21 protein-coding genes are annotated in these 23,826 nt (G+C 31.3%); 14 read left to right on the top strand and 7 right to left on the bottom strand.

The genetic code is table 11. The features are described 5' to 3' along the window. Positions 1 to 136 precede the first annotated feature (136 nt). Entirely contained in the window at positions 137 to 1,798 is a 1,662-nt protein-coding gene (locus J3477_RS14110; protein ID WP_206870582.1) for a glutamine--tRNA ligase/YqeY domain fusion protein, read from the bottom strand. A gap of 365 nt (positions 1,799 to 2,163) precedes the next feature. Further along, complete coding sequence (locus J3477_RS14105) at positions 2,164 to 2,832, bottom strand: cysteine hydrolase family protein (RefSeq protein WP_206870581.1); 669 nt, start codon at positions 2,830 to 2,832, stop codon at positions 2,164 to 2,166. 205 nt (positions 2,833 to 3,037) lie between these two features. Here J3477_RS14105 and J3477_RS14100 point away from each other — a divergent pair, with 205 nt between their 5' ends. After that, the gene (locus J3477_RS14100) at positions 3,038 to 3,571 is read left to right on the top strand and encodes a GNAT family N-acetyltransferase (RefSeq protein WP_206870580.1); all 534 of its coding nucleotides are present in this window, start codon (positions 3,038 to 3,040) and stop codon (positions 3,569 to 3,571) included. A 144-nt stretch (positions 3,572 to 3,715) separates the two neighbouring features. On the opposite strand, the gene J3477_RS14095 is transcribed toward J3477_RS14100, so the two are convergent. Both J3477_RS14095 and J3477_RS14090 read right to left on the bottom strand, forming a co-directional pair. Continuing rightward, the gene (locus J3477_RS14095) at positions 3,716 to 4,291 is read right to left on the bottom strand and encodes a TetR/AcrR family transcriptional regulator (protein WP_206870579.1); all 576 of its coding nucleotides are present in this window, start codon (positions 4,289 to 4,291) and stop codon (positions 3,716 to 3,718) included. Between the two features lie 19 nt (positions 4,292 to 4,310). Next, complete coding sequence (locus J3477_RS14090; RefSeq protein ID WP_206870578.1) at positions 4,311 to 5,021, bottom strand: MBL fold metallo-hydrolase; 711 nt, start codon at positions 5,019 to 5,021, stop codon at positions 4,311 to 4,313. A gap of 438 nt (positions 5,022 to 5,459) precedes the next feature. On the opposite strand from J3477_RS14090, the gene J3477_RS14085 reads away from it, so the two are divergent. From J3477_RS14085 to J3477_RS14040, 10 genes are all read left to right on the top strand, one after another. Then, on the top strand, positions 5,460 to 6,671 hold the full coding sequence (locus tag J3477_RS14085) for a 5-bromo-4-chloroindolyl phosphate hydrolysis family protein (protein ID WP_206870577.1): 1,212 nt from the start codon (positions 5,460 to 5,462) through the stop codon (positions 6,669 to 6,671). Positions 6,672 to 6,699: 28 nt separating this feature from the next. After that, positions 6,700 to 7,845: a toxic anion resistance protein gene (locus J3477_RS14080; RefSeq protein ID WP_206870576.1), complete on the top strand. Its 1,146-nt coding sequence runs from the start codon at positions 6,700 to 6,702 to the stop codon at positions 7,843 to 7,845. 357 nt (positions 7,846 to 8,202) lie between these two features. Further along, a complete protein-coding gene (locus tag J3477_RS14075; protein ID WP_206870575.1) occupies positions 8,203 to 8,958 on the top strand; it encodes a copper homeostasis protein CutC in 756 nt (251 codons plus the stop codon). Positions 8,959 to 9,384: 426 nt separating this feature from the next. Beyond that, positions 9,385 to 11,664: a glycoside hydrolase family 65 protein gene (locus J3477_RS14070; protein ID WP_206870574.1), complete on the top strand. Its 2,280-nt coding sequence runs from the start codon at positions 9,385 to 9,387 to the stop codon at positions 11,662 to 11,664. Between the two features lie 59 nt (positions 11,665 to 11,723). Next, positions 11,724 to 12,740, top strand: coding sequence for a LacI family DNA-binding transcriptional regulator (locus J3477_RS14065; RefSeq protein ID WP_206870573.1), 1,017 nt, complete (start codon positions 11,724 to 11,726; stop codon positions 12,738 to 12,740). 20 nt (positions 12,741 to 12,760) lie between these two features. Continuing rightward, on the top strand, positions 12,761 to 13,981 hold the full coding sequence (locus tag J3477_RS14060; protein WP_206870572.1) for an ABC transporter substrate-binding protein: 1,221 nt from the start codon (positions 12,761 to 12,763) through the stop codon (positions 13,979 to 13,981). A 57-nt stretch (positions 13,982 to 14,038) separates the two neighbouring features. Further along, a complete protein-coding gene (locus J3477_RS14055) occupies positions 14,039 to 14,974 on the top strand; it encodes a carbohydrate ABC transporter permease (RefSeq protein ID WP_206870571.1) in 936 nt (311 codons plus the stop codon). Positions 14,975 to 14,986: 12 nt separating this feature from the next. After that, a complete protein-coding gene (locus J3477_RS14050) occupies positions 14,987 to 15,814 on the top strand; it encodes a carbohydrate ABC transporter permease (RefSeq protein ID WP_206870570.1) in 828 nt (275 codons plus the stop codon). A gap of 401 nt (positions 15,815 to 16,215) precedes the next feature. Then, positions 16,216 to 17,550 carry an arabinan endo-1,5-alpha-L-arabinosidase gene (locus J3477_RS14045; RefSeq protein ID WP_206870569.1) on the top strand — a complete coding sequence of 445 codons (1,335 nt, stop codon included), beginning with the start codon at positions 16,216 to 16,218 and terminating at the stop codon, positions 17,548 to 17,550. A 200-nt stretch (positions 17,551 to 17,750) separates the two neighbouring features. Next, entirely contained in the window at positions 17,751 to 18,722 is a 972-nt protein-coding gene (locus J3477_RS14040; protein ID WP_206870568.1) for a phosphotransferase, read from the top strand. A 130-nt stretch (positions 18,723 to 18,852) separates the two neighbouring features. On the opposite strand, the gene J3477_RS14035 is transcribed toward J3477_RS14040, so the two are convergent. Beyond that, positions 18,853 to 19,215 (bottom strand): sulfite exporter TauE/SafE family protein, encoded by a 363-nt coding sequence (locus J3477_RS14035; protein ID WP_206870567.1) that lies wholly within the window; start codon positions 19,213 to 19,215, stop codon positions 18,853 to 18,855. Positions 19,216 to 19,375: 160 nt separating this feature from the next. On the opposite strand from J3477_RS14035, the gene J3477_RS14030 reads away from it, so the two are divergent. Continuing rightward, entirely contained in the window at positions 19,376 to 19,666 is a 291-nt protein-coding gene (locus J3477_RS14030) for a putative quinol monooxygenase (protein WP_206870566.1), read from the top strand. A gap of 54 nt (positions 19,667 to 19,720) precedes the next feature. Here J3477_RS14030 and J3477_RS14025 read toward each other — a convergent pair whose 3' ends face one another. Together J3477_RS14025 and J3477_RS14020 are read right to left on the bottom strand one after the other, a co-directional pair. Continuing rightward, a complete protein-coding gene (locus J3477_RS14025; RefSeq protein WP_206870565.1) occupies positions 19,721 to 20,371 on the bottom strand; it encodes a flavodoxin in 651 nt (216 codons plus the stop codon). Beyond that, a complete protein-coding gene (locus J3477_RS14020; protein ID WP_206870564.1) occupies positions 20,368 to 20,946 on the bottom strand; it encodes an NAD(P)H-dependent oxidoreductase in 579 nt (192 codons plus the stop codon). Before J3477_RS14020 ends, J3477_RS14025 begins: the two co-directional genes overlap by 4 nt. Before the next feature lie 383 nt (positions 20,947 to 21,329). Here J3477_RS14020 and J3477_RS14015 point away from each other — a divergent pair, with 383 nt between their 5' ends. Both J3477_RS14015 and J3477_RS14010 read left to right on the top strand, forming a co-directional pair. Continuing rightward, positions 21,330 to 22,088 carry a MurR/RpiR family transcriptional regulator gene (locus tag J3477_RS14015; protein ID WP_206870563.1) on the top strand — a complete coding sequence of 253 codons (759 nt, stop codon included), beginning with the start codon at positions 21,330 to 21,332 and terminating at the stop codon, positions 22,086 to 22,088. A 147-nt stretch (positions 22,089 to 22,235) separates the two neighbouring features. After that, the gene (locus tag J3477_RS14010; protein WP_206870562.1) at positions 22,236 to 23,825 is read left to right on the top strand and encodes a PTS transporter subunit EIIC; all 1,590 of its coding nucleotides are present in this window, start codon (positions 22,236 to 22,238) and stop codon (positions 23,823 to 23,825) included. The last annotated feature ends 1 nt before the right edge of the window (position 23,826 follow it).

The following is a 23,826-nucleotide window of genomic DNA, read 5'->3' as shown; positions in this document are numbered from 1 at the left end:
AAACAAAATGTGACTTAAAGAATAAAAAATAAGAATTTGTCGCCTGCCATATTTTCCTCATATTCATTCGGAAAGGCAGATGCGCAAAAAATCTCACTGAAAAAGATCGCTTCAATGAGATTTTTTATTTGAAATATTAACTTAATTTAAAGGATGATTTTAAAGACACTATTCTGTTAAATACTAATTTATCAGAAGTAGAATATTTAGAATCAACATTAAAGAAACCATTTCTAACCATTTGGAATTTATCTTGAGGTTTAGCAGCTTCAAAAGCAGTTGGTTCGATAAAGCCTTGTAATATTTCCATAGAGCTCGGATTTATTTGTTCAAGGAAGTGCTTTCCTTCATTTTCTTCTTCATCATCTAATATTAGAGGTTCATATAATCTGAATTCTGCAGGAATACAAGTTTTTGCATCTACCCAATGGATAGTTCCTTTAACTTTTCTTCCAGTAAAGCCAGAACCACTCTTAGTTTCAACATCGTAAGTACAGTGAATTTCGATTACTTCACCATTTTCATCCTTGATTATTTCATTACATTTAACAAAGTATGCACCTTTTAGTCTAACTTCATTTCCTGGAAATAATCTAAAATACTTCTTTGGTGGGTTTTCCATAAAGTCTTCTTTTTCAATATATAATTCCCTAGAGAATGGAACAAGTCTAGTACCTTGTGATTCATCCTTAGCATTGTTTTCTATTTCAAGCATTTCTGTTTGATCTTCAGGGTAGTTAGTGATTACAAGCTTAAGTGGATTTAGAACTGCCATTGCAAGTGGAGCTTTTAGCTGTAAATCTTCTCTTATAAAGTAATCTAATATTTGAGATTCAACTAAAGAATTAGCTTTAGATACTCCAATAGCAGTACAGAAGTTTCTTAAGGCTTCAGGAGTACAGCCTTTTCTTCTTAGTCCTGAGATAGTTGGCATTCTAGGATCGTCCCAGCCATCAACAACTTTTTCATCAACTAATTGCTTAAGCTTTCTCTTACTCATAACTGTGTTAGTCATGTTTAGTCTTGCAAACTCTATTTGTCTTGGAGCACAGTCCATTTCACATTCGCTTACAACCCAATCATAAAGTGGTCTATGATCTTCAAACTCTAAAGTACAGATAGAATGAGTCACATGCTCAATAGCATCTTCTAATGGATGAGCAAAGTCATACATAGGATAGATGCACCACTTATCACCAGTATTGTGGTGAGTAGAATGAGATATTCTGTATATAATAGGATCTCTCATATTTATATTAGGTGAACACATGTCTATTTTGGCTCTAAGAACCTTTTCACCATCAGCAAATTCACCATTTTTCATTCTTTCAAATAAATCTAAGTTCTCTTCAACAGATCTATTTCTATAAGGACTTTCTTTACCTGGTTCAGTTAAAGATCCTCTGTATTCTCTAGCTTGTTCAGCTGTTAAATCACAAACATAAGCTTTTCCTTTTTTTATTAAAAGTATAGCTCTGTTGTACATTTCATCAAAGTAATCAGATGCAAAGTAAAGCGCATCCCAGTTACCACCGAGCCATTTAACATCTTCTTTTATTGATTCAACATACTCAGTATCTTCTTTAACTGGGTTTGTATCGTCAAATCTTAAGTGAGTTTTTCCTTTGAATTCACTTGCAAGTCCAAAGTTTAAAAGTATTGACTTAGCATGGCCTATATGTAGGTAACCGTTTGGTTCTGGTGGGAAACGAGTTATTATCTCGTCGTGTTTACCACTATCTAGATCTTCTACTATTATATTTCTTATAAAATTAGAAGAATTAATTTCATTTGACATAGTTTCACATCTCCTATAAGCGTATTGATTTAGAAAAGGGTAGTATGTCTATAGTGAATCCTTTTCTTCGTTATTATTTAATTTTAATAATAATTATAATTTTAATCTAATATAAAGGAAAAATAAAGATAAATTATTTAAAGAGAAAAGATGATATAGTTGTAGCTACTTATTCGTACCGCTTAGAAGATGAAGAGGAGACCATTTGCGGATTGAACAAGTAGTTTATAATGATTAACTAAATGAACGTGCTATATATAAACTGAATAACTAATATAGCACGTTTTTTGCTGTTTTCATAAAGAATAACCTTGCTGTATACATGAGTATTAAGTGGCTTACATCAATAAATTTGATTATAGATTTTATGGTAAAAAGTTCATTAAATCTACTTTCGTTAGTATGGCTTTATTCCTAGTACCAGGACTATTAAGCATGTGCCAAGCGGTGTATTGTTCTGCGTAAGGATTGTTGGCTGACGTACAGTCAACTGGAACAATAACATTATATCCTCTGAAAGCGGCACTAGTGGCTGTATGAAGTACGGCACCATTTGCTGCATAGCCTGTAACAATGACAGTTTTTATGCCTTCTTCGTGTAACATTCTCTCTAAAGTAGTTTTATAAAACTTATCTACGCTAGATTGTACAATAGGGTCACCTGGTAAAGGAATTATTTGGTTAGCAATATTCAGTAAGTTACCTGTAGGGGTAAGGCTATAAACAACTAGCATTCTACTTCTACGAGCTCTAGTTAATAAAGTATCAATCTTAGAGATTGAACTTATGCATCTTGGGTCTTTACATATTGTGGTTTCCATATCTAGTATCAATAGAGCTGTAGTTTTTGCGGTAATATATACTGGTGTTAATTCTGGGGGTGGAGGTATAGGGATTGTATTCCACCTATCAATGATTGTTTCATTTGCTGAACTAGCTCTTGTACATTCAGTAGGCCAGTAACCAGTATAATTAAAATTATTTTCATTTAAGTATTCAGACCATTCATCATCACTAGGATAAAAATATATCAAATTACTCCTCCTCTATAATCATATAACGTTATATAGTATGTAATGAAAAAATAGAGGTGAATTAAAATTTAAAATCACCTTTGGATTTAATTATTTAAAGCATTAAGATATAATTATTTATGTGTTTAAAGTTAATGTAAATAAAGATTTAATATAGTTACATTCAATTACATAATTGGCACAACTAATTACAAGGAGTATAAGTATGATAAAACTATATTTAATAGATGGAAAAGAAGTTGCTATAAGAGAGGCTAAGAAAGAAGATGCAAAATCTATTATAGATTTTTATAATGTTGTAGGAGGAGAAACAGATTTTCTTTCATTTGGGAAAAATGAATTTATAAGAGATTTGAAAGACTACGAGAATTATCTTGAAGGGGTTCATAAAGAAGAGAACTCTATTATATTTTTAGCTATCAGTAAGGATAAAATTGTAGGTATAGCATCAATTAACTCTAACCAAAAAGCAAGAACTAAGCATGTAGGAGTTTTAGGAATAGTTGTAGCTAATAGTTTTTGTGGTTTAGGAATAGGTAATAAAATGATAGATTATCTTATTCAGTGGGCAAAAGCAAATAAAATTACTAAAAAGATATCCCTTGTAACTAGAGAAGATAATATAAAGGCAATAGAGTTGTATAAAAAATTTGGATTTGAAGTAGAAGGCGTACTGAAAGCTGATAACTATATAAATGGTGTTTATTACAATACACTTATGATGAGCTTGATGATGTAAAAGACAATTACAGTACATAAATTAATACAATTAGCATTGCACAAACATAGCATGCAATGCTAATTATGGTTTGCAAAAAACACTAATTAATCCGTTGGAACAGATGTATTAATGAACTTATTTAAACACAAAAACCTTATTAAGTTATTTTCTATTTTTGATAGAGTGTATGCCTGTAATAAATATATCAACCATTATAGCTAGACTATCATCTACATTAAATGGCATTGCAAAGCCACTGGTTTGTTCCAATGAAGCAAAGCCATGAAGCATACTTCTTAGACCCCTCACTATATGAATTTGATCATCTCTTTCTAAATTATATGAATTTAGGACTAATAACAGTAAGTCTACAATCTTATCTGCTGCAATTTTAAACTTATCACTATCAGTATCAGGAGCAAAGATTATTGCATTATATAGGCCAGGATTTTGTCTTACAAAAGAAACATAAGCTGCTGATAAACTACGGATAGCATCGTCTTTTGATTTGCCAATAGTAGCTCTAGCCAGTAATTCGTATAACTGTTCCATACCATATATGGCTAAATTAACTTTAAGTTCACTCATTCCACTAATATGATTATATAGAGAAGGTGACTTCACATTTAATCTTTTTGATAACTCGATCATCGTTACTGCATCAATTCCTTCAGTATTGGCTATATCAGCAGCTGTTTTTAGAATAGTAATTAAATCAAGATTTACCCTAGGTGACATTTTTTATACTCCTTCAACATTATTTGTATAAAGCTATTTTAGCATCTGATATGGCTTTTTTCATAGGATCTATAGGATTTTTAAGCATTGATCCATGTCCAGTGGCTAATAAAGTCGGTTCATACTGTAGTAGCTTCTCTGCACTTAGTATAGCAAGCTCTTTATCCCATGTGGCTAGGCTAGGAAAAGGAAATGTAGGTACTAGCTTGCCAGCTACTGCTATACCACCTCTAAGTTGAAAGGCATCACCTACAATAAGTGAATTGCTTCTCCTATCTAAAAAAGCCATCATTCCAGGAGTATGACCAGGAACATAAATTGAGGTTAATGATTCTATAGAATCTCCCTCTTCAAGTAATACATCTGCGCTCATAATACTTTTTTTAGGGACCCCACCTTTAATAGGTACTTGAGGTTCATTAGGATTAAGTGACAAATCTCCTAACAAAATTGGATTTTCTCTTTTAGAAATATATACTTTAGCATTAGGTAAAGCTTTCTTAAGATGTTCTAAAGAACCTATATGATCACTATGAGCGTGAGTTAAAACTATTCGATCAAGAGGCTTACCTATTTTATCTGCAGTTTTTAATATACCCTTTAAGCTAATTGGAATACCAGTATCTATCAAGGTAAGGCTATCTTTTTCTTCTATAATATATACATTTACAGGAAAAGCACGTGGAAAGAAAGTCAATTGATAAATCATACCTATCTGAGTTAGTTTCATATAAATCACCTCTAAACTAATTATATTAATATAATAACTAATTACATTAGTTTTGTGAAGGGTTTTTTTAAAATTTATAAAAAATATTATAATTAGTTTTAAACATAAATATATGATATTGTAATTGTTTTGCTTTATTGCTAGAGTAATGAAACAATCATTAAGTTATTGGCATAATCTATTACTATAAATTAAAGATTATTATCTTGGTAGTTTTTAAAATTAATGGATAGCTTCATCTTAAACTTAATATTGTTAAATAGAGAAAATCTATAAAAATTACAATAGCAATAAATTAAAATTATAATAATGAAATTGGTAAATAATATAGATGTTGTAAATTGTAATTTATGCAATATTGATATATAATAAAGCAACAATATTATTAGTTTTTAATTGATTTTATAGGCTAGAAGTAAGTAAAATGGAGGCATAAGTATGAGTAAACTTGATTTCTCAGATTTAGAACGTCAAATTAAAGATACAGTTAAAAATGCATTGGATTCCATAGATATAGATATTAATAATCTGAAACAAGATATTAACAATAAAGCAGAAGACACCATAAATGAAGTGAAAGAAACCATGAAGAATAAATCACAAGAATTTAATGATAAAATGAAGTATAAGGTAAAAAGCCAATATAGAAATGTTACTGATGTTGTTACTAAAGAGCAAAAAGCAATGCAAATATATATAAATAAGAAACCAGTAGGACGTGTATCTGGCGTAGTTTACATGTCTTTGGGTATTACAGGAAGTGTATTGTTTGGTATTCAAACAGTAGTATATGCAGCATTTATTTCGGTTTTAGGTAAGTTCTTAATAGCAAATCTTGTTGGACTTGGCTTGTTATCATCGTTTTTTATTATAAGTATGGGAATGACATTTAAGGGTATAAGCTTAAGGAAAAGAGTGAGACGTTTTAGAAAATATATAAGTTGTCTTGGTAATAGCAGCTATTGTAATATTGAAAAATTAGCTAAAGTTATTGATAAGAAAGAAAAGTTTGTTGTTAAAGACTTAAGAAAAATGATTGAACTTGGTATGTTTACTCAAGGCCATATTGATGATAATAATACATTGCTTATGATAAGTAATGAAGTTTATGATAATTATCTAGATGCGCAGGAGGCTTACAAGAAGCGTAAGGAAGAAGAACTTAGAATTGATAAGAATGAACAAGAAGAAGAAAAAACAAGTGAACCGAACGATAACCAATTAAAGAGTACACTTGAAGTTGGAAATAATTATATTGAACAGATAAAGAAGCTCAATGATTCTATATATGTAGAGAAAATTTCTGCAAAACTAGATAGGCTTCAGAATATTGTGAGACAGATACTTAGCTTTGTAGAGAATAATCCTAAAAAGTTGTCAGCAGTTAGTAAGTTTATAAGACACTATTTGCCGATTACGCTTAAATTGGTCAGCACTTATAAAGAGTTAAATGACCAGGTTGTTCAAGGAGAAAATATAAAAAAATCTAAAGTGGAGATCGAAAATACAATAGATACTGTTAACGATGCTTTTGAGAAGCTTCTGGATGATTTGTTTGAAGATGTTGCTTTAGATATTTCTACCGATATATCTGTGCTACAAACACTTTTTACACAAGAGGGATTAACAAAAAATGATTTTAAGAAATAGTATATTGAATTAATAGGAGGAACTGAGAGTGAACGATGAACTTAAAGAAAATATTAATATTACGCCAAGTCTAACTTTTGACCCTTTTGAAGAGAATATCACTACACCTAAGGTTCAAGAAGAAAAAAAGAATGCAGATTTGCTTGATGAAAGCTATCTTACAGATGAAGAAAAGAAAATGGTCAATGACTTTGTAGATAAGATAGATATAACAAATTCTAACTCTATACTTCAATATGGAGTGGGAGCTCAAAAGAAAATTGCAGATTTTTCTGGAACAGCCTTAAATAATATCAAGATGAAGGAACTAGGAGAGATAGGCGAAATGCTCACTAGCGTAGTAGGTGAACTAAAGAGCTTTGAAGCAGACGAGGATAAAAAGGGATTCTTAGGCTTTTTCAAGAAAACTTCAGAGAAAATAACTCGTGTAAGAGCAAAATATGAAAAAGTAGAAGGAAACATAAATAAGATTTGTAATCAACTTGAAAGTCACCAAATTCAACTGTTAAAAGATATTGCTATGCTCGATAAAATGTATGAGATAAATAAGGTATACTTTAAAGAGCTTTCAATGTATATATTTGCAGGGAAAAAGAAACTTGAGAAGTTGGAAAAGGAAGAACTACCTTTGCTAGTAGATAGAGCAACAAAGTCAGGACTTCCGGAAGATGCTCAAGCAACTAATGATTTTGTATCTCTTTGTAATCGCTTTGAAAAGAAGATTCATGATCTGGAATTAACTAGAATGATATCACTTCAGATGGCTCCACAAATTCGTCTAGTTCAAAATAATGATTCTTTAATGTCAGAGAAGATACAGTCTACAATAGTGAATACAATACCACTTTGGAAAAGCCAAATTGTTTTAGCTCTAGGGGTTGCACATTCTACTAATGCGGCTAGAGTACAAAATGAAGTCACTAATATGACTAATGAATTATTGAGAAAGAATGCAGAGACTCTTAAGATGTCAACTATTGAGACAGCTAAAGAATCAGAAAGAGGCATTGTAGATATCGAAACACTTCGTGCTACGAATGAATCGTTAATTTCAACTCTAGATGAAGTGCTTCGTATACAAACAGATGGGCGTCAAAAACGTAAGGAAGCGGAAGTAGAACTTCAAAGTATTGAAGAACAGTTAAAGAACAAACTTCTTAGTCTTAGAAATTAATACATCATAAATAGAGTTAAATATTAGAATTTGATTTTTTTAGTCTTAACTGGTATCATTGCGATGATACCAGTTTTTTATTCTTTAGCAATTTATAACTCAAGTATATCTGTGGATAAATATGAGTAACGGCTTAAAATATTCTATAATTTAAAGAATAAAAAAGAAGAATATGTCGCCTGCCAAGTTTTCCTCGTATTCACTCGGAAAGGCAGATGCGCAAAAAATTCACTAAAGAAGGTCGCTTTAGCGAATTTTTTTACTTTAGCTATATGAAAGGCTTGAAAAAGTAATTGATTTTGAGATAAATGATGCATTGTAAATATAAAAATTAATAAAGGGAGTTTGAGGAGAGTTATGGAAAACAAAATGTTAATAGAAGTATGTTGTGGTTCGGTTGATGATGCGATAGAAGCTGAAAGAGGAGGAGCGGATAGAGTAGAACTTAACTCTAATGTAATGTATGGAGGACTTACTCCTTCTGCTGGAGCTATACTTGAGGCTAAAGAAAGGCTTAACATACCTGTAGTGGTTATGATAAGACCTAGAGAAGGTGGATTTTGTTATACTGAAGAAGAATTTAGAGTAATGGAAAAGGATGTCAAAGTAGCATTGCAGTGTGGGGCAGATGGTATAGTTTTCGGTATATTGAAAGAAGATGGAAGAATAGATGTTGACAGATGCAAAAGAATTGTTGAATTAGCAGGTGATAAAGAGGTTATTTTTCATAGAGCCATCGATGTTGTACCTGATGTCTTTGAGGCACTAGACATTCTTATGGATTTAGGTGTTAAAAGAGTACTTACAAAGGCACAAGAAAATACTATTGAAGATGGATATGAGCTACTTAGAAAAATGATTAATCACTGTGGTGACAGGTTAGAGATTCTTCCTGGTGGAATAAAACTTCATAATGTTGAAGAGTATGCGCCAAAGCTTGGTTGTAATCAGATACATATTGCATCCTTTATAGAGCAGATTGATTTATCAGTAAACAAAAAGCCTCATGTATTTTTCGGAAATGCATCTAAGAATGCAGAAGATAAATATAATCTTATTAATCAGAACTTTGTAAGGAAAATAAGAGAAACCGTAGATAAAATACAACTATAAAGTTCTATAGTGTGAAGAATTGAAATTAAAGCAAAAACCTCACTGAAAAAGATAATTCAGTGAGGTTTTTGTTTTAATTTCAAAATTTCTCCTAAACATAGTCTCAAATTAACAGTTGAGTCAAAAAACTCTATGTAAGTATATTTTGCAAATTAGCAACGAAAATATTTACGAAAATTTACGAAAATATTTTATTGAGATACATAATAGATTTATTAGTCGAAATAAAGATTTGCAATGGATAAATTTATACACGACTTGCACGTAAAGGTGAGAAAGATTGAGAGAAAGAGACATAAAATGATTTATTGGCAGGAATATACAGTTTATTCACTGAAAACGGTAACAAAAGGAAGTTGAGAAAAAAGTTTTCGGAAACTATAATAAAAATACAAAAACGTTTTCGAAAAGGAGTGATTGAAATTTATGAATTTATGGAATGTGGAGTTGGAACAATACAATAAAAATAATATCAAGAAATACGAAACCATTTTTGTGCTAGCTAATGGATACAAGGGCTTACGAGGAAGCTTAGAACTTTCAAGGTCAGGAAATAGAGGAAACTTTATAGCTGGAATCTTTGATAAAGGTCAAGCTCAGGTAACTGAGATTGTAAACTGTCAGGATCCATTAGGTTTTAATATCTATATAGATAATGAACTTGTGAGCCTAGAAGAATGCTCGGTGGATAGCTTTAAAAGAATACTTAATATGAAGGACGCTGTTCTTTCTACAGAATTAGTTGTAACTACTCAATCCGGAAAAACCATAGAAATTAATTCAGAAAGATATTTGAGTAAAAGTAATGTTCATAGATGGGCAACTAAGTATGAAATAACTCCTAAGAACTTTAACGGGAAGGTATTTATAGAAAACTATATCGACGGTAGTATAACTAATAGTTCTGATGATGTTATGAATAGGACAAAGCACTTCAGCATTGTACAAGCTTATGATATGAGACCAGGTATAGCACTAGAAACAAGAACCATTGATAAGAAAATAGGAATAATAGAGCTTACTAGATTAATTGGAGAAAATGTAAAAGGTAATATCTTTAAAGCAAGGAGATACAGCCAGCTAGGAGAAAAGGTAGTAGAGGTATATGAAACCTTTATGAGAGAAGGTAATACCGAAATTATCTATAAGTATGGAACTACTTATACTGATAGAGATACTGATGAAGAAATCTATTATTCAGCCTTAGAAGAATTGAACAGTTTCGTTCTAGAAGGTTATGAAGCAGAAAAGAAGAGTCATTCTAATGCTTGGGATGAGGTATGGAAAGATATAGACATACAAATACAAGGTGATGACAAAGCACAAGTTGGAATACGCTTCAATCTGTTCCAGCTAGTAGCATCTGCTTATGAAGGTGATCAAAAGGTAAGTATAGCAGCAAAGGCATTACATGGAGAAGGTTATAAAGGACATGTATTTTGGGACACTGAAGTATTTATGCTTCCTTTCTTTATATATACTAGACCTAAAGTAGCAAAAGCACTTTTGATGTATAGATATAATACTTTGGATGGAGCTAGAGAAAATGCAAGGGTAAGCGGCTATAAAGGAGCTAGATTTCCATGGGAAGCAGCTGACGATGGAACAGAGGTTACACCAAAATGGGGATTTGACTATGAAGGCAATGCTGTAAGAATTTGGACTGGCGATGAAGAGTTTCACATAAATTCTGATATTGCTTTTGGAATAACCGAATATTTTAGAGTTACAGGCGATGAAGAGTTTCTAATAAACTTTGGAGTTGAGATGTTATTAGATACTGCAAAGTTTTGGGAAAGTAGAGTTGAGTATAACAAAGAAGATGATAGATATGAGATAAATTCAGTCATAGGGCCAGATGAATTCCATGAACATGTTAATAACAATGTTTTTACAAACTACCTTGCAAAATGGAATATTGAGAAAGCTCTTTATTTTAAAGAATGGCTTAAGGAAAACGATGAGAATAAACTTAAGGTTTTATGTAACCAACTCTGTATAAATGAAGAAGATTTTGAAAACTGGAGAGATATTTCTAAGAAGATATATATTCCTAAAAGTAAAGATGGAACTATTATAGAACAATTTCAAGGCTTCTTTGATTTAGATTATCTACCTATCACAGAATATGATCAAAATAGTATGCCGATTTGGCCAAAGGGAGTTAAGCTTGATAGATTAGGAGATACTCAACTAATTAAGCAGGCTGATGTAGTACAACTTATGCTTATGCTTCCAGAGGAATTTTCCTACGATATTAAGAAAGCAAATTATGAGTTTTATGAAAATAGAACTATGCACAAATCTTCATTAAGTCCATCAATGTATTCAATCTTAGGTTTGGCAGTTGGAGATACAAACAATGCATATAAGTATTTCATGAAAACAGTATATACAGATTTAGAGGATAATCAAGGTAATACTGACTTTGGATTACATGGTGCGTCAACTGGAGGATCATGGCAAAGCGTGGTTTTTGGTTTTGCAGGACTATCTATTGGACAGGATGGCAATTTAAAATTGAGACCTTGGATTCCAAGTAATTGGGACAAATTATGCTTTGGAGTTAATTGGAGAAATTCCAAAATTCAATTTTCAATATATCATGATGCTATTGAAGTATACTCTACTGGAGAAAATACTATTTCTGTCAATGACAAAATGTATAAAATATCTAAAAATTCGACAGTAGTTATTAAAAAGTAGTTCTAAAAGCACTATAATAGTACTTATAGATAAATCTTCAATGATAAAGGGGTAAAATTATGCAAGGAAAAAATATTACAATTCGAGATGTAGCAAAGAAGGCAGGAGTTTCTATAAGTACTGTTTCTAGAGCTTTTAATAAATATGAAGATATAAGTGAAAGTACAAGAGAACATATCCTTAAGGTAGCAGCAGATCTTGGATATCATCCTAATATAGTTGCCAAGAGTTTAAGTGCTAACAGAAATTATCGTATGGCTATTATAGTAGAGGATTACATGCCAGATGATTATGCAACTTACGAGATATTCATGGCATTTAGATCAGAGTTAGCGGAACAAGGATATGAAACTATAATTCTATCCACTACTACAGATATACAAAAGGTAGAAAATTTAAGTAAGATACCTCAAGAGAAGCAAGTGGATGGAGTATTTATACTGGGATTGAAGATGACTGATGAATACTTTAAACAATTAGAGAGTTTTAAGTATCCATGTGTTTTATATGATATTTCTATCAAGAATGATTTGTGCAGCTCAGTAGGTGTAGATAATTTAAAAGGGGCTGCAAAGGCAGTAGAACACTTAATAGAGCAAGGTCACGAAAAGATCGCATTTATTAATGGACATAAAGATGCTCAAGTAAGCTATGAAAGATTAGATGGTTATTACTTAGCATTGGCAAGACAGGGATTATTAATTGATAAAAACCTTGTTATTAGTGGCGGTTTTAGTTTTGATGGTGGAAAAGAAGCTGCAGTTAAACTCATCAGTGAGCATAAAGAGGTTACTGCTATATTTTGTGCTTCAGATTTAATGGCTTGTGGTGCAATGGAAGGCATTAAGGATATGGGGCTATGTATTCCAGAGGACATAGCTGTTGTTGGATTCGATGATATAAATATATGCGAATATGTAACGCCAAAGCTTACAACTATTAGACAAGAAAGAGATAAGATAGGAAGAACTGCAGCCATGCAGTTGGTTGAAATGATAAATGGTAAGTCAATTGCAAGAAGTATTATAGAGCCTACATTAATAGTGAGGGAGTCGTCAGTTAAGATAAAAAAATGAAATTATGAGGGGATGTTATTATGAGAAAAAGATTATTATCAATTGTATCAGCAGCTGTTATAGTAACTGGTTTATTTGCTGGATGTGGTAACAGCAGTAAAGATAGCAGTTCAAATGAGGCTAATAAAAAAGTTACACTTAAGGTAGGGGTTTGGAGTTCATCTCCAGCTGAAACAAAATTATTAGATAGTCAAATAGCAGCTTTTACAAAAGCTCATCCAAACATAACTTTAGAAAAACAAGTAATAACTGGAGATTACAATCAGGCTATGCAGACAAAAATTGCATCTAAAACAGAACCAGATTTGTTTTACCTAGATGTATCTTTAGCTCAAACATATATATCAAAAGGAGCTGTAGCACCGCTAGATGAATACTTAGATAAAGAAGATCTAAAAGATTTCTCATCAAATCTTCTAGCTGGATATCAAAAGGATGGAAAAACTTATGGTCTTCCAAAGGATACTAATGTTTTAGCACTATTCTATAACAAAGATATGCTTTCAAAAGCAGGAGTGTCAGTTCCAACAACTTGGGCAGAGCTTCAAGATGCAGCAAAAAAGCTTACAACTGATAAGGTAAAGGGATTAGCACTTCAAGATGATGTGGCTAGATGGGGAGTTTTCGCAAATCAATCAGGAAGTAAAATATATGATAACGGAAATTTAAATATAACCAGCGAAGGAACTATAAAGGGACTTGATTTTTATACGTCTTTCGTTAAAAATGGTACAGGTTCTGATCCTAAGTCCTTAGGTGCAGGCTGGGGAGGAGAAGCTTTCTACAAAGAAAAGGCTGCAATGACTTTTGAAGGTGGTTGGCTAATTCCAGCTATTGCGGAATCAGCACCAAATTTAAAATATGGTATAGCTTTATTGCCAAAAGGTGATAACGACGGAAACTATGCGTTCACAGTTTCGTACTCTATGAGCAAGAATACAAAGAATCCTAAAGAAGCAGCAGAAGCAATTAAATTCTTAACAGGTAAAGAAGCACAACAGATGACAGCTGAAAGTGGATTGGCTATGCCAACTAGAACTTCACTTGGAGATGTATACGTTTCGAAGTTCCCAGAAAGAAAAGCTTTAGTTGATGGAGTTGCTAATGCTACAGTTTATACTTATGGATTACAACATGCTAAAGTAAATGATGCACTTACTAATGCTTGCACTGAAGTAAGACTTGGAAAATCAGATGCTAAAACTGCATTAGAAAAGGTAAAAACATCTATAGGACAATAGTATAATAAGGAAGCGTAGTTGTACGCTTCCTATTTTTAAAAGAGAGGAGTGAGTCTTATGCACCAAATCAAAAATAATAGAAGGACTTCACTTAAGAAAAATAGCAGTAAATATAAAGTTAGAGAAAAAATTGATGGGTGGCTTTTTGTACTTCCTTTCGCTATCTCAGCTTTGATTTTTTTCATAGGTCCAATGGTTACAGCTTTTATTCTAAGCTTTAAAGAATATTCTCTTCTTGATGGAGTAAGCATACTTGAAGCGAAAAATGTAGGGCTTCAAAACTATATAGATGTTTTCAAAGATGCTGACTTTAGAATAGCTGTATTAAATACCATTAAATATTCAATAACAGTGGTACCTGCACAACTGATCATAGCTCTGTTACTGGCATTAGTTGTTGATTCAAACATAAAAGGAAAGACTTTTTTTAGGGTTGCATATTATATACCTACATTAACATCTACCGTTGCGGTTTCAGTTATGTTTTTGTTTATATTCAATGTAGATGGAGTTTTAAATAAGTTTTTAGCTATATTTCATGTGGTGCCGAAAAATTGGTTTTCAGAGCCTAACTTTGCTCTTCCTGCCATAATAATAATGGCTGTATGGGCTTCCGTAGGTAACTACATGATAATCTTTTTATCTGGTCTTCAAGATATTCCAGTAAATTTGCATGAAGCAGCCACTATAGATGGAGCTAGTAACATTCAAAGGTTCTTCAAGATAACACTACCTTTAATAAGACCAACTTTCTTTTTTAATCTAGTTGTATCAATCATTGGCACATTGCAGGTTTTTGATCAGGCATATATAATTTCCGGAGGAACTGGAGGTCCTTTGGGAAAAACTATGACTATAGTTTTATACTTATATAATAAAGGTTTTAAAGATTTTAGGATGGGATATGCAAGTGCTATAGCATTTGTTTTATTTGCGATAATATTTGCACTTACATTAGTACAAAAATCTATATTTAAAGAAGAAAGTGCATAGGAGGGATGGTTTATGAAAAAGAAAAAATATATATCACCTATTAGAATTGTTTTTTATTTGATTCTAATTGGGTATGCATTTATAACCTTAGGGCCATTCCTATGGAGTGCAATTACATCATTAAAACCTACTTCAGCGGTTAATAACTTTTCAGTTGACTTAAAAACTTTATCCTTTAAAAATTATATTTTTGTGTTTAAGAATTATCCGTTTTTAAAATGGACTATAAATTCTATTATAGTGGCTGGAGTTGTTACCTGTGGTAATTTGCTGTTTAACTCTATGGCTGGCTATTCTCTAGCTAGAATTAATTTTCCAGGAAGAAATATAATGTTTTTGTCAGTATTAGGAATGATGATGATTCCAGGACAAGTAGTGATGGTGCCTACATATATATTATTGAGCAAGCTGGGATGGGTAAATACTTATAAAGGAATGACTTTACCATTTCTAACGAGCTTATTTGGAATATTCTTAATGAGACAATTTTATTTAAGTATACCGAAAGAAGTGGAGGAGGCAGCAGAGGTTGATGGTCTGGGCAAGTTCGGAACTTTTTTTAGAATAGTTATGCCTATGTCTAAAACTGCATTAACAACTCAATTTATATTGATGTTTACAGGAAATTGGAATAGTTTCTTGTGGCCAAGTTTACTTGCGCAATCTACTGAAATGTATACATTACCGATTGGGCTTAACTCCTTTTATGGGCAGTATTTTCAGGCTTCAGATCAAGTTATGGCAGGGGTTATGATATTATCACTACCATCAATTTTAATATTTTTTATTCTCCAAAGGAATTTTGTTAAGGGGATTACCAACTCTGGAGGAAAAGAATAGAAATGAAGTTATTATTAATAGTTATTTAAATATGATCAAGTGTTTCTGCATCACTGAAAGTGATGCTTTTTTTACTGTCTAAGAAGGTATAAAGTTTTTGAGTTAGTAAATAATATTGAGTTCTTTTTAAGTTTTAAAATATATTGAGATTTATATTAACTGATTTAAATAATTCTAAAATGAACGTTGATATATATTATGCTACATGGTATATTGAAAAGGAGGCTATATAGAAAAATATTTGCAACTACTCAATGATTTAGCAGGTTGTAATGTTGGGCTATAGTGCTCGTCAAGTGTACAATAATATATAAAAAATAAAGTCATAATGAAGAAATATAATTATTATTTTAATTAAGATTAAATTAAAGCTATTTTAAAAATTAATAAGGAGAAGAACAATGGCTAAATTTAAAGAATGTAATATAAAGTTTCCAAGCAAACCACCAATTCCTATAGCTAAGCCTGTGTTTAAATCTGAGGAAGGACCAAGAGAACAAAGTAAGTTTAGTTTATGGGGAGCACATGATCCAGCTATTTATCATGATCCATTGTCTGGTAACTACTACACTTATTGTACAGGTGCTATAGCAAGGAAATCTGCAGATATGATTACCTGGGAAACTATAGGTAAGGTTGTTGAAAATCCTCCAAAGGAATCTATAGAGTGGGTAGAAGACACTGGAATTTGGGCTCCAGATATTATAAAAGTTGGAGATGAGTATAGATTATATTGCTCTAATTCTACTTGGGGAGTGCGTCAGTCCTGTATATTTCTTGCCGTAGCAGATAATGCAGAAGGCCCTTTTATTCCTAGAGGTTGTGTGCTGAAGACTAGTGAGGATATGCCTGTAAATGCAATAGATGCTAACTTAATAATAGATGAAGAAGCTGAAGAGCAGTATATGGTTTATGGATCTTTTTGGGGAGGATGTCATATTATAAAACTAGACACTGAAACAGGGCTTGCTTCAGAAGAAGGCATTGGAAAATGCATCGCTCGTCGTCCAAAATGGTTTGATAGCTCAATTGAAGGGCCATATATAAAATATAATCCTGATACAGGATACTATTATCTTTTTGTTTCCTATGGTTCTTTAAAAAGTGATTATAATATAAGAGTTGGAAGAAGCAAAGATGTAATAGGACCTTACTATGATACCAATGGAAGAGATATGACAGATTTAGATGATTACAACAATGAAATTGGATATATGATTGCATGTGGATATCATTTTAATGATGGACAAGGATACATGGGACCAGGGCATAATTCAGTTTTGAGAGATTTTGATAATCAATGGTATCTTATATGTCATATAAGAGAACATGATTTTAAAACACCTCAAATTTCAACAATGCATGTTTATAAGATGTTCTGGACACCAGATGGATGGCCAGTGCTAAATCCAGAACCCTATGCTGGTGAGATAACTCAGCCAATAGGTAGAGAATTCATTGTTGGTGAATATGAGAGAATTAAGCTCGTACCTTCTATTCCTCAAGGAGTATTTAACTCTGTACCGATGATTTTATCTGAAGATGGAAAGTTTGAATGTTGTTCGATTATAGGACAATGGAAATATATAAATGATACAACAATATCAATTACTTATGGAAATATTGTAGAAGTGTATAAAATAACTGCTGCTTGGGACTGGCAGTTAGATGAACCAACTATAACTATAACGGGAAAAGATCAGTACGGTATTGCAGTATGGGGAAAGAGAATATAAGAATAGATGTTGATAACGCCATTATATAGAATAAGATTTTAAGAATATTTTGCAATATTAATAGTTTTTTCTTTATGTTTTTTGGAATATATGGTAAATATATAATAGGACAAGTTTAAAATTTATAAATATATATTTAAGCTATGAATTTATAATGAGGAAATTTAAAGAGGTTTGAGAAATATTAGGGAGAGTTTAAAATGGAAACTTCAACAAAAAATAAACAATCATATGAGACTATAAGTAATATGGTAAAAAGAGCTTTCAGTGGAGTGGAGCTGTTAGAAGTAATAGAGTTAAAAGAAGGGTTCTTCAATGTAGCTTATATGGTGATTTTATCTGATGGAAGAGAAGTGATACTTAAGATTGCTCCACCAAAAGATGCTTTGGTAATGACACATGAAAAAAATATAATGCAAGCAGAAGTAGAAGTAATGAAACTCATTAAAATTAAAACTGACATCCCAATTGCTGAAGTATTGTATTATGATAATAGCCATGAGCTTTGTGAAACGGATTATTTTTTTATGTCAAAGCTTAATGGAGAAAGCTTAAATTCTGTTCAAGAAAAGCTTAGTAAAGAAGAATTAATAAATATAACATACAAAACAGCTGTATTCAATTTAAAAATCAATAGTATAACAGGTAGTAAGTTTGGATACTATGGTCAAGTAGACAAACAGGGAGTTGAATGGGCTGATGTATTTTATGATATGATTAATGATACTATTAGTGATGCAAAAGTGTTTAATATTGATATTGGAGTAGAACCTCAAGTAATAAAACAACTGTTTTTAAGAGATATAAAAGCTTTTGAGGAAGTAAAAGTACCAAAGCTAGTGCATTGGGATTTATGGGCTGGTAATATATTTATTGAACATGGGCAAATAACTGGATTGATTGATTTTGAAAGATGTCTTTGGGCTGATGAGTTAATGGAAGTAGGCTTTAGAACTCATAATCATAATAAAGAATTTTTTAGAGGCTATGGAATTGAAATACTAACAGATATTCAAAAACTTCGTATTAGGTGGTATGATTTATATTTATTCTTAATACAAGTTCTAGAATGTGATTATAGAAATTATGAAGATCGTGGAGCATATGATTGGGCTAAGCAAAATATTTGTGAAATTGTAGAATTGCTAAAAGGATGTAATAATCTAGATTAGAAATTACATTTTTTATAAGAGTAATACTTAAGCAGAAAATTATATGATTAATTTGGATTGGCTATATGAATATTAACTTTAAGATTTAATAATGGATTCTTGGAAAATAACTTTACCAAGAATCCATTGACTATTTTCCAAATAACATCTTCAAAGATATAATAAGCATAAAAAGTGCAAAGCCCTTCTTTAACATATCAGGGGAGATAGCCTGAGCAATTTTTCCACCAAATATGCCTCCGATAAGCACAGTAATACAGATGATTATTCCTGCTTTTATATCAACGTCACCTTTTTTGTAATACTCTAAAAAGGCTAGTAGACCTACTGGAGGAAGTAACACAGCTAGTGAAGTGCCCTGTGCTTTTAATTGAGAAAAATTACATATGTAAATAAGCGCGGGAACTATTATTACTCCACCACCGATTCCGAAAAGTCCACTTAATATGCCGGCTGCAAGACCAATTAAAACAAATAGTATTAGATTAAACATCACTATTACCTCATTTATAAAGATTAATAGTATTTATTATTCCACAAAAAAGTTTTAATATTAGGTTATGCATAATATTATGTGGAAATTAAAGTGTTTTTCCATCCAATACTTCAATGAGTTTTGTGAAGGATTAATAATTAATTAGGAGTGAAGAAAGATGATAGTTAAAAGTGTTACTTTTTATATTAAGTCAGAATACATAAAAAAATTTATTGAAGCTACTTTAGAAAATCAAAGTAATTCAATAAAAGAAGAAGGGATTAAAACATTTGATTTCTTACAAGATTCCGAAAATGAGAGTAAGTTTTTGCTTTATGAAGTGTATGAATCTGAGAATGCAATGGAGGAACATTTAGAAACAGAGCATTTTAAAAAATGGATAAATACTGTAGAGGGATATTTCGTAAGTCCAAGAGAGAGAAATGTATATATTCCTGTAAGTAAATAAATTTGTTTTGTGTTTAAAAGTTGCTGAAGAAGGGTCGCTTCAGCAACTTTTTTATTATAAAGTATTTTTAAAAGGAGTGGAATAAAGTTGCTCTTTGCTTACCGAAAAGTTTTTTGCAAACTCAACCCAACCATTATCTGCGGAAGCGATAAACTCAGATTTAGGAAAATTAGGTGATATAAAGAGGTTTTCTTTAGAGTCATGTTTATTATTTACAATATCTTTGTTTAGTTCAATGAAAGAATTATATACCTCTCTTTTTATATCACTGTTTATAGGAATTATATCTTTAGTAGATCTCATAAATTCACCAGCACCTATACCTATTCCAAAACGCCATATGAAACCTGTCTTAAGGCAAAAGTTTTCCAGCAGGACCATTGCATTTTTAGTTTGAAATCCTTCAAAGAAACCGCAGTTTACTATAGCATATACTTTGGGGTGTTTAGTAGTATTTCTAGCAAAAAGTTCTAGGTCTTCTAAAAATTCAATTACTGAAGATGGCAAAGTGTCAACATATAAAGGAAAAGCAATCACAATAGCATCTGAGTCTGTAACTACCTCATAATCAAATTTGTTGTTCAAGGAGATGTGATTTGTTTCTTTTATAGCATTTGATGTGATTTTACATAATTCATCGATAAGATTTTTAGAGGCACTATTTTTCCCTCTTGGACTTCCGTTTATAAAACATATTTTTGTCATTTCACTTCTCCTCCTATTTTCTTAATATGATCTAATACCATAAGAACTGAAGCTTCAACCTGTTCCTGTTGTCTGCATATTTGAGTTTCAGCTTTTTCTACTTGAAAGTTTATAGCATTGGCTTGATTTAAGTTCTTAAAGTCTTGTTCTTCTTTTTGTGTAATATTGTCTCCATAACCAATAAAAAATAGATCTGGATATTTATCATAGCGGGGAGCGTGGTGCGTTTCTCCATTTACTTCTTTAAAGAAAGGAAGTATTTTGCATATGCTTCTATCCAATACTTTTTTTATCTTAGAACTATAACCACCATACTTTACTTCATTAAGTATGATATAAAGATCACTATTTACATCAGCATCAGCTATGTCACGGGTTATATCATCAAAGATACATAACCCTGGTGTTTTTACCCAGCAATTGAAGCAGCCTATACATTTTTTCATTTCAACGTTACTAACATTATAATGTTTCAAATCATAGTTATTTTCTTTTAAAGTTTTTAGCAAAGCTTCTTCTAAATTTTTTCCTAGTGAGGTTTGATTTGAACTATCACTTACCATTAAAATTTTCATAAACTTCCTCCTAATATTTTTAAGTTGACACTGTAAACTTTATGAGATAATTATACAATCTTTAAGTTTACAGTGTCAACATTAATTTTGAAAATTGTAAAAAATAACTTTACTCACGATTATTAAGTGTAATTATGATATATAAGTTATATTCTTAGATTTAAGTGGTACACATAAAACAATATTATTTTATTTGTTAAAAAATACTGATAATATAGTAAATATATAATTTAAGATCTAAGGAATTTAAAAAGTTATAAATTTAGGTTATGAAGCATTAGTTAAGTTTATTTAATTTTTGACAGAGAAGTTAAAATATAAATTCAGGATGAGATATTAAAACCTATGCATACTTAATATCTTTGTTAGAGGAAGGTTGAAAAATGAAAGCTGATTTAAGTAAAATAGTTAATAATAAAAAGATTACTGCGTTAGAGGAGCAAGTACTTGAATATATAATTGATCATATTGATAATGTTATGGATATAGGTGTAAGAGGGGTAGCTGCTGAAAACTATACTTCTACATCCACAATTATGAGGCTTTCAAAGAAATTAGGATTCACCGGATTCATAGATATGGTCTACAATATAATACCACTTGTAAGTAATAAGAATTCAGGAACTGTAGAAAAATCTGAAGCTCTAATAGGCACAGACATTAATTTTTTATTTAAGTACATTGAAGAAGAACATGTAAACAGATTTATTGAATTGCTATCAAGTGGAACAAAGAAGTATATATTTATATACGCAAGAGGTTATTCTAAGATAGCTGGGGAATATTTCAATAAAAAGATGTTAGGGATAGGAATAAAAAGTATATTAATAGATTCTATAGGAAGTTTTGAGAATAATCTAGAAGATATGGAGATGTTGATAGTAATATCTAAATCAGGAGAGACTAAAGAGGTATTAGATAAGGTTGAAGTAGCAAAAAAGAAAAATAAAGTAGTTGTTTCTTTTACTAAAGAAGTTGAAAACAGTATCTCAGAACTTTCAGATGTTTCATTTAAGATATTTGATATGCATAAATTGGATGACAGCAACATGCTTCCTAATTCATTTTTCGCTAATATGCTTATGCTCATGGAATATTTAATCTATAGATACTATGAAGAAACAAATATAAAAAAACAATAAAAATTCATAAATACTTTAAATTTTAGAAACCTGTTATCTTTTATGCTAACAGGTTTCTTAGTGTTTGAAATCCATTTCAAAATCATGAAATCGTATATATAATAATCACTGTAAGAGAGAGAAAAAATAATTTAAGAGGTGGAGAATATGAAGGATAAGATCATGAATGCAATGCAAAGATTTTCAAAAGCTATGTTCATTCCCGTACTAATACTTCCAATTGTAGGTATACTAATAGCTTTCGGAAATATTTTAACAAATGCAAAATTAGCAGAATACGCACCATTTCTAAAAAATAATTTAATATTTGGATTTGGTAAGATACTATCAGGTTCATTGGTTCCTATACTATCAAATCTTGGAATAATATTTTGCGTAGGCTTAGCAGTAGGTCTTGCGAAAGAGAAAAAAGCAGAATCTGGATTTACATCAGTTTTAGTTTATTTAATATTTAATAATGCAATGAATATATTTCTTAGTCTATCAGGTAAGCTAGTAGCTGCTGATAAATTAAGGGGGTCTGGTCAAGCAGTTGTTCTTGGAACACAAGTTTTGGACATGGGAGTTTTCTTAGGAATAATTTTAGGTATTGTAGTGGCTTATGTTCATAACAAGTATTGCAAAAAAGAATTTGAAGGAGCTTTCCAAATATATGGTGGTTCAAGATTAGTATTTTTAATACTTATCCCAGTAGTAGTTATACTAGCAGTTGTACTATCATATGTTTGGCCATCAGTGCAGTGGGTGATATCAAGCTTAGGTTATTATATACAAAAGAGTGGTAACTTCGGAATATTCATGTATGGAATGCTTGAAAGACTTTTAATACCAACAGGATTGCATCACCTAGTTTATACTCCATTCTTATACAGCCAGCTTGGAGGAGTAGAAACCATAGGCGGAAAGGTAATCGAAGGAGCAAGAAATATCTATTTTGCACAAATAGCAGACCCTTCTATAAAAGTTTTATCTGGCACAGTTATATGGGATGCTAGAGGATTATCAAAAATGTTCGGGTTAGTTGGAGCTTGTTTAGCTCTTTATCATACTGCTGATGCTGACAAGAAGAATAAAGCAAAAGCGATACTTATACCAGCAGTAGTTACATCAATAATAGCTGGAGTAACTGAGCCAATTGAGTTCTCATTCTTATTCACAGCACCAATATTATTTGGAGTTCATGCAGTACTAAGTGGACTTGGAATGGTAGCTTTAAATATATTAAATGTAAGAGCAATTGGACCAAATGGGCTTATAGATTTCTTATTATATAATTTACCATTAGGTATAGAGAAGACTCATTGGCCAATGTTTGTTTTGGTAGGTATAGTACAATTTGCAGTTTACTACGTAATATTTAGATTCCTAATAGTTAAACTTAACTTAAAGACTACAGGAAGAGAAGATAGCACTGAAGAAGTTAAGCTTTATAGTAAAAAAGACTACAAGGAAAAGAGTTCAGTTGAACATGGGAATGGGGAGAGTTCTCAATCAAATGAAGCTTTGGTAATTATAGAGGCTCTAGGTGGTAAAGACAATATTAAAAAGGTAGATAATTGTTTTACTAGATTAAGATTGATTCTTGAAGATACCTCAAAGGTTGATAAAAGTACACTAAAAGGAACAGGTGCTACAGGAGTAGTTATAAAGGGAGAAAATGTTCAAGTTATTTATGGACTACATGTAACTAGAATTAGATCCATAGTAGATGAAGCACTAGGAATCGTAGGAGAATAAT

Source organism: Clostridium zeae (genome assembly GCF_017312485.1).
Classification (GTDB): domain Bacteria; phylum Bacillota; class Clostridia; order Clostridiales; family Clostridiaceae; genus Clostridium_AR; species Clostridium_AR zeae.
This window is presented reverse-complemented; position numbering and strand designations above follow the sequence as displayed.

What these genes read in the sequence shown, in the direction of transcription:
- J3477_RS14095 (WP_206870579.1), bottom strand. Translation starts at nt 4,291, where the DNA reads ATGTCACCTAGGGTAAATCTTGATTTAATTACTATTCTAAAAACAGCT.
- J3477_RS14065 (WP_206870573.1), top strand. Translation starts at nt 11,724, where the DNA reads ATGCAAGGAAAAAATATTACAATTCGAGATGTAGCAAAGAAGGCAGGA.
- J3477_RS14020 (WP_206870564.1), bottom strand. Translation starts at nt 20,946, where the DNA reads ATGAAAATTTTAATGGTAAGTGATAGTTCAAATCAAACCTCACTAGGA.
- J3477_RS14075 (WP_206870575.1), top strand. Translation starts at nt 8,203, where the DNA reads ATGGAAAACAAAATGTTAATAGAAGTATGTTGTGGTTCGGTTGATGAT.
- J3477_RS14055 (WP_206870571.1), top strand. Translation starts at nt 14,039, where the DNA reads ATGCACCAAATCAAAAATAATAGAAGGACTTCACTTAAGAAAAATAGC.
- J3477_RS14030 (WP_206870566.1), top strand. Translation starts at nt 19,376, where the DNA reads ATGATAGTTAAAAGTGTTACTTTTTATATTAAGTCAGAATACATAAAA.
- J3477_RS14085 (WP_206870577.1), top strand. Translation starts at nt 5,460, where the DNA reads ATGAGTAAACTTGATTTCTCAGATTTAGAACGTCAAATTAAAGATACA.
- J3477_RS14010 (WP_206870562.1), top strand. Translation starts at nt 22,236, where the DNA reads ATGAAGGATAAGATCATGAATGCAATGCAAAGATTTTCAAAAGCTATG.
- J3477_RS14060 (WP_206870572.1), top strand. Translation starts at nt 12,761, where the DNA reads ATGAGAAAAAGATTATTATCAATTGTATCAGCAGCTGTTATAGTAACT.
- J3477_RS14090 (WP_206870578.1), bottom strand. Translation starts at nt 5,021, where the DNA reads ATGAAACTAACTCAGATAGGTATGATTTATCAATTGACTTTCTTTCCA.
- J3477_RS14045 (WP_206870569.1), top strand. Translation starts at nt 16,216, where the DNA reads ATGGCTAAATTTAAAGAATGTAATATAAAGTTTCCAAGCAAACCACCA.
- J3477_RS14050 (WP_206870570.1), top strand. Translation starts at nt 14,987, where the DNA reads ATGAAAAAGAAAAAATATATATCACCTATTAGAATTGTTTTTTATTTG.
- J3477_RS14100 (WP_206870580.1), top strand. Translation starts at nt 3,038, where the DNA reads ATGATAAAACTATATTTAATAGATGGAAAAGAAGTTGCTATAAGAGAG.
- J3477_RS14025 (WP_206870565.1), bottom strand. Translation starts at nt 20,371, where the DNA reads ATGACAAAAATATGTTTTATAAACGGAAGTCCAAGAGGGAAAAATAGT.
- J3477_RS14035 (WP_206870567.1), bottom strand. Translation starts at nt 19,215, where the DNA reads ATGTTTAATCTAATACTATTTGTTTTAATTGGTCTTGCAGCCGGCATA.
- J3477_RS14110 (WP_206870582.1), bottom strand. Translation starts at nt 1,798, where the DNA reads ATGTCAAATGAAATTAATTCTTCTAATTTTATAAGAAATATAATAGTA.
- J3477_RS14015 (WP_206870563.1), top strand. Translation starts at nt 21,330, where the DNA reads ATGAAAGCTGATTTAAGTAAAATAGTTAATAATAAAAAGATTACTGCG.
- J3477_RS14040 (WP_206870568.1), top strand. Translation starts at nt 17,751, where the DNA reads ATGGAAACTTCAACAAAAAATAAACAATCATATGAGACTATAAGTAAT.
- J3477_RS14070 (WP_206870574.1), top strand. Translation starts at nt 9,385, where the DNA reads ATGAATTTATGGAATGTGGAGTTGGAACAATACAATAAAAATAATATC.